Annotated in this window: 4 protein-coding genes and 1 pseudogene; all 5 read left to right on the top strand. The window is 38.9% G+C overall.

Translation table 11 applies throughout. The features are described from left to right. Positions 1-403, top strand: a 403-nt coding sequence (locus KNO61_RS17020) for an IS30 family transposase (protein ID WP_214873999.1), incomplete at its 5' end; no start/stop codon positions are given. 430 nt (positions 404-833) lie between these two features. Next, positions 834-2,051 (top strand): macrolide efflux MFS transporter Mef(A), encoded by a 1,218-nt coding sequence (gene mef(A), locus KNO61_RS17015; protein ID WP_060470352.1) that lies wholly within the window; start codon positions 834-836, stop codon positions 2,049-2,051. Positions 2,052-2,170: 119 nt separating this feature from the next. After that, positions 2,171-3,634: an ABC-F type ribosomal protection protein Msr(D) gene (gene msr(D) / locus KNO61_RS17010; RefSeq protein ID WP_214873997.1), complete on the top strand. Its 1,464-nt coding sequence runs from the start codon at positions 2,171-2,173 to the stop codon at positions 3,632-3,634. A gap of 124 nt (positions 3,635-3,758) precedes the next feature. Continuing rightward, positions 3,759-4,292 carry a GrpB family protein gene (locus KNO61_RS17005; RefSeq protein ID WP_193809670.1) on the top strand — a complete coding sequence of 178 codons (534 nt, stop codon included), beginning with the start codon at positions 3,759-3,761 and terminating at the stop codon, positions 4,290-4,292. Between the two features lie 108 nt (positions 4,293-4,400). Continuing rightward, a pseudogene (locus KNO61_RS17535) lies at positions 4,401-4,771 on the top strand (CatB-related O-acetyltransferase); the annotation flags it as partial. Positions 4,772-5,013: the final 242 nt, after the last annotated feature.

Genomic DNA, 5,013 nt, shown 5'->3' with positions numbered 1-5,013 from the left:
CATCGAGCGGAAGAGCCGGTTCTATCTCGCCCTGCCGATCGCGGACCGCACCGCGGCCTCGATGGAGGGGGCGATCCATGCGGTGCACGGCGCCTTCCCGGACGGCACGTTCGAGACGGCGACGACGGACCGTGGCAAGGAGTTCAGCGGTCACGAGCGCATCCAGGCGTCACTCGGTGTGCCGATGTATTTCGCCGACCCGTACTCATCGTGGCAACGGGGAAGCAACGAGAACGCCAACGGGCTCCTGCGCGAGTTCTTCCCGAAAGGAACGGACTTCGCGCAGGTGGCGCATGACGAACTCGCGGACGCGCTCGCCAAGATCAACGGGCGACCGAGAAAGTGCCTGGACTGGAAAACCGCACACGAGGCCTTCACCGAGGAAGTGTTGCGCTTAATTTGACAAACCGTCATAACCTTTAAATCTGGCATCGAATTGGAAGTATGAGACTCATTCCATAATTTTTATATTGAACATATCATCTTGTTGTGTTATTCTATAAATTGATATAAATAAAGATGTAGGAGGAACCGAAACTATGACAGCCTCAATGCGTTTAAGATAAGCTGGCAATAAAAAAAGCAGAATCTATCCCCGATGATAGGCTTTTTTGTTGTGCTTATTTATACGATATTGAGCATTCGTTAGTTACGGTGAGGATATTGGTTATTTAACTATACCTTTATTTAACTATGTCTTTAATATGAATGCTTCCAAATTGTATGTATGCAGACCAAAAGCCACATTGTGGGGTTTGGCCTGCATTTTTTATTGCCTAGAATGCTATTCAAAATAGAAATTCAAGCAAAATAATATGCAGGAGATAATATAAATGGAAAAATACAACAATTGGAAACGAAAATTTTATGCAATATGGGCAGGGCAAGCAGTATCATTAATCACTAGTGCCATCCTGCAAATGGCGATTATTTTTTACCTTACAGAAAAAACAGGATCTGCGATGGTCTTGTCTATGGCTTCATTAGTAGGTTTTTTACCCTATGCGATTTTGGGGCCTGCCATTGGTGTGCTAGTGGATCGTCATGATAGGAAGAAGATAATGATTGGTGCCGATTTAATTATCGCAGCAGCTGGTGCAGTGCTTGCTATTGTTGCATTCTATATGGAGCTACCTGTCTGGATGGTTATGATAGTATTGTTTATCCGTAGCATTGGAACAGCTTTTCATACCCCAGCGCTCAATGCGGTTACACCACTTTTAGTACCAGAAGAACAGCTAACGAAATGCGCAGGCTATAGTCAGTCTTTGCAGTCTATAAGCTATATTGTTAGTCCGGCAGTTGCAGCACTCTTATACTCCGTTTGGGATTTAAATGCTATTATTGCCATCGACGTATTGGGTGCTGTGATTGCATCTATTACGGTAGCAATTGTACGTATACCTAAGCTGGGTAATCAAGTGCAAAGTTTGGAACCAAATTTCATAAGAGAAATGAAAGAAGGAATTGTCGTTCTGAGACAAAACAAAGGATTGTTTGCCTTATTACTCTTAGGAACACTATATACTTTTGTTTATATGCCAATTAATGCACTATTTCCTTTAATAAGCATGGAATACTTTAATGGAACACCTGTGCATATTTCTATTACGGAAATTTCCTTTGCCTTTGGAATGCTAGCAGGAGGCTTATTGTTAGGAAGATTAGGGAGCTTCGAAAAGCGTGTATTACTAATAACTAGTTCATTTTTTATAATGGGGGCCAGTTTAGCCGTTTCGGGAATACTTCCTCCAAATGGATTTGTAATATTTGTAGTTTGCTGTGCAATAATGGGGCTTTCGGTGCCATTTTATAGCGGTGTGCAAACAGCTCTTTTTCAGGAGAAAATTAAGCCTGAATATTTAGGACGTGTATTTTCTTTGACCGGAAGTATCATGTCACTTGCTATGCCAATTGGGTTAATTCTTTCTGGATTCTTTGCTGATAAAATCGGTGTAAATCATTGGTTTTTACTATCAGGTATTTTAATTATTGGCATTGCTATAGTTTGCCCAATGATAACTGAGGTTAGAAAATTAGATTTAAAATAAACAATATTGGAGGGATATTTATGTATCTTATTTTCATGTAATTCTTCCTGCTAAAATCGCAGGGTTTTCCCTGCGTACAAGCAAATGAAAGCATGCGATTATAGACAGGAGGAAATGTTATGGAATTAATATTAAAAGCAAAAGACATTCGTGTGGAATTCAAAGGACGCGATGTTTTAGATATAAATGAATTAGAAGTATATGATTATGACCGTATTGGTTTAGTAGGAGCAAATGGTGCAGGAAAAAGCACTTTACTCAAGGTACTTTTAGGAGAATTAATTCCCCCAGGATGTAAAATGAATCGTCTGGGTGAACTTGCCTATATTCCCCAGTTGGACGAAGTAACTCTGCAGGAGGAAAAAGATTTTGCACTTGTAGGCAAGCTAGGTGTTGAGCAATTAAATATACAGACCATGAGCGGTGGTGAAGAAACAAGGCTTAAAATAGCACAGGCCTTATCGGCACAGGTTCATGGTATTTTAGCGGATGAACCTACGAGCCATTTAGACCGTGAAGGAATTGATTTTCTAATAGGACAGCTAAAATATTTTACAGGTGCACTGTTAGTTATTAGCCATGACCGCTATTTTCTTGATGAAATAGTAGATAAAATATGGGAACTGAAAGATGGCAAAATCACTGAGTATTGGGGAAACTATTCTGATTATCTTCGTCAGAAAGAGGAAGAACGTAAGAGCCAAGCTGCAGAATACGAACAATTTATTGCGGAACGTGCCCGATTGGAAAGGGCTGCGGAGGAAAAGCGAAAACAGGCTCGTAAAATAGAACAGAAGGCAAAAGGTGCTTCAAAGAAAAAAAGTACTGAAGGCGGAGGGCGTTTAGCTCATCAAAAATCAATAGGAAGTAAGGAAAAAAAGATGCATAATGCCGCTAAATCCCTAGAGCACAGGATTGCGGCCTTAGGAAAAGTAGAGGCTCCGGAAGACATTCGCAGAATTCGTTTCAGGCAAAGTAAAGCATTGGAGCTCCATAATCCATACCCTATAGTCGGTGCGGAAATTAATAAAATATTAGGGGATAAGGCACTGTTTGAAAATGCATCTTTTCAAATTCCGCTAGGAGCAAAAGTAGCGATAACTGGAGGTAATGGAACAGGAAAAACAACCTTAATCCAAATGATCTTAAATCATGAAGATGGAATTACTATTTCACCTAAGGCCAAAATAGGATACTTTGCACAAAATGGTTACAAGTACAACAGTAATCAAAAAGTCCTGGAGTTTATGCAGGAGGATTGTGATTACAATGTTTCAGAAATTCGTTCCGTGCTAGCATCCATGGGATTTAAGCAGAACGATATTAGAAAAAGCTTATCTGTTTTAAGTGGCGGCGAAATTATGAAATTATTGCTAGCTAAAATGCTTATGGGTAGATATAACATCTTACTAATGGATGAACCCAGCAATTTCCTTGACATACCAAGCTTAGAGGCTTTGGAAATATTAATGAAGGAGTATTCTGGAACTATAGTGTTTATCACCCATGACAAACGGCTACTCGATAATGTGGCTGATGTGGTTTATGAAATTAGTGATAAGAAAATAAATCTGAAACATTAAATTTAAGGTAGTCGCTGGTCAATAAAGTCTATTCTGGCTGGCGACTCCATTGTTAAAGAGTATAAAGACTTTTTCTAATAATGTCGTAACGTTATTTGTTGAGAAAGAGATTGGAGGGTTATTATTGTTTATACGAGTTGTTCCGTACGACCCCTTTTGGGAAGTAGAGTATGAAAATGAATCACAGAAGATAAGTAACATATTGAAGGATATATTGGTGGAGATTTACCATATTGGCAGTACAGCAGTTAAGGGGTTACATGCTAAACCAATCATAGATATAATGCCCGTAGTGACAAATATTAGTTTGGTTGATAAGCATAACGAAGAATTTGTAGCCATTGGGTATGAGTGTATGGGTGAGTTTGGTATTAAAGGGCGGAGATATTTCCGTAAAGGTGGCGATAACAGGACACACCAAATTCATATATTTGAGCAAAACAGTCACAAAAATATTACTAGGCACATAGCAGTAAGGAACTTTCTGCGTACACATCCTGACATCGCTTTAGAGTATGGTAAATTAAAGATGAAACTGGCTAATCGGTTCCCGGAGGATATTGAAGGCTACTGCGCTGGTAAAGATGCATTTGTAAAGCAACTAGAAAAGGATGCTTTGCTGTGGTATCAAAATAATAAATCATATAAAACACAATAAAATATATATAAATATGAGAGTGAGTTATATCCTATGTTAGGATTAGATAAGAAAAAATTATACCCAAATAAAAATATCCAAACGGTTTTTCTATAAGTAATCTATCGAAAACCCAATGTAGAGATTGGTGAATACACTTACTATAGTGATGATGAAAAAGTCTCCTGAGGAATTTTACAATAATATAGAGCACCACTATGAATTTCTTGGAGATAAGCTAATCATCGGTAAAATTTGCTCTATTGCAGAGGGTGTTAGGTTTATCATGAATGGAGCAACTCATAGGATGTATGAAATTACAAACTATCCCCTTTAATTTCTCTACCGGTGGATGGGAAAAAGTAACTCCTGCAATAGAACAACTTCCTTTTCAGGGTGACACAGTGATTGGCAATGATGTGTGGATAGGTCAAAATGTAATCATAATGCCGGGTGTTAAAAATGGAGAAGGTGCAATTATTACTGCTAACTCAACAGTAGTCCTTGGTTAGAATTTTTTTCTTTAACAACAATAGAGAATTTCGATATCTTCCCACACACGAAAGCCCACAGTAGATATGTTTCCTCAAAGAGAATTCAGTAAAAAAGGAAAATGGAAATTGTCCTTTGACAGCTATCCACTCATCTCAAAACATGTGGAGACGGTGGCGTGGTTGGAGATAATTGAAAAGTAAGCTTGAAAAGTACGTGGTAGATAAGGGGTTTTTAAGGTTTTGGGATG

Origin of the sequence: Exiguobacterium sp. s140 (assembly GCF_018617035.1) — a bacterium.
Lineage (GTDB): Bacteria > Bacillota > Bacilli > Exiguobacteriales > Exiguobacteriaceae > Exiguobacterium > Exiguobacterium profundum.
This window is presented reverse-complemented; position numbering and strand designations above follow the sequence as displayed.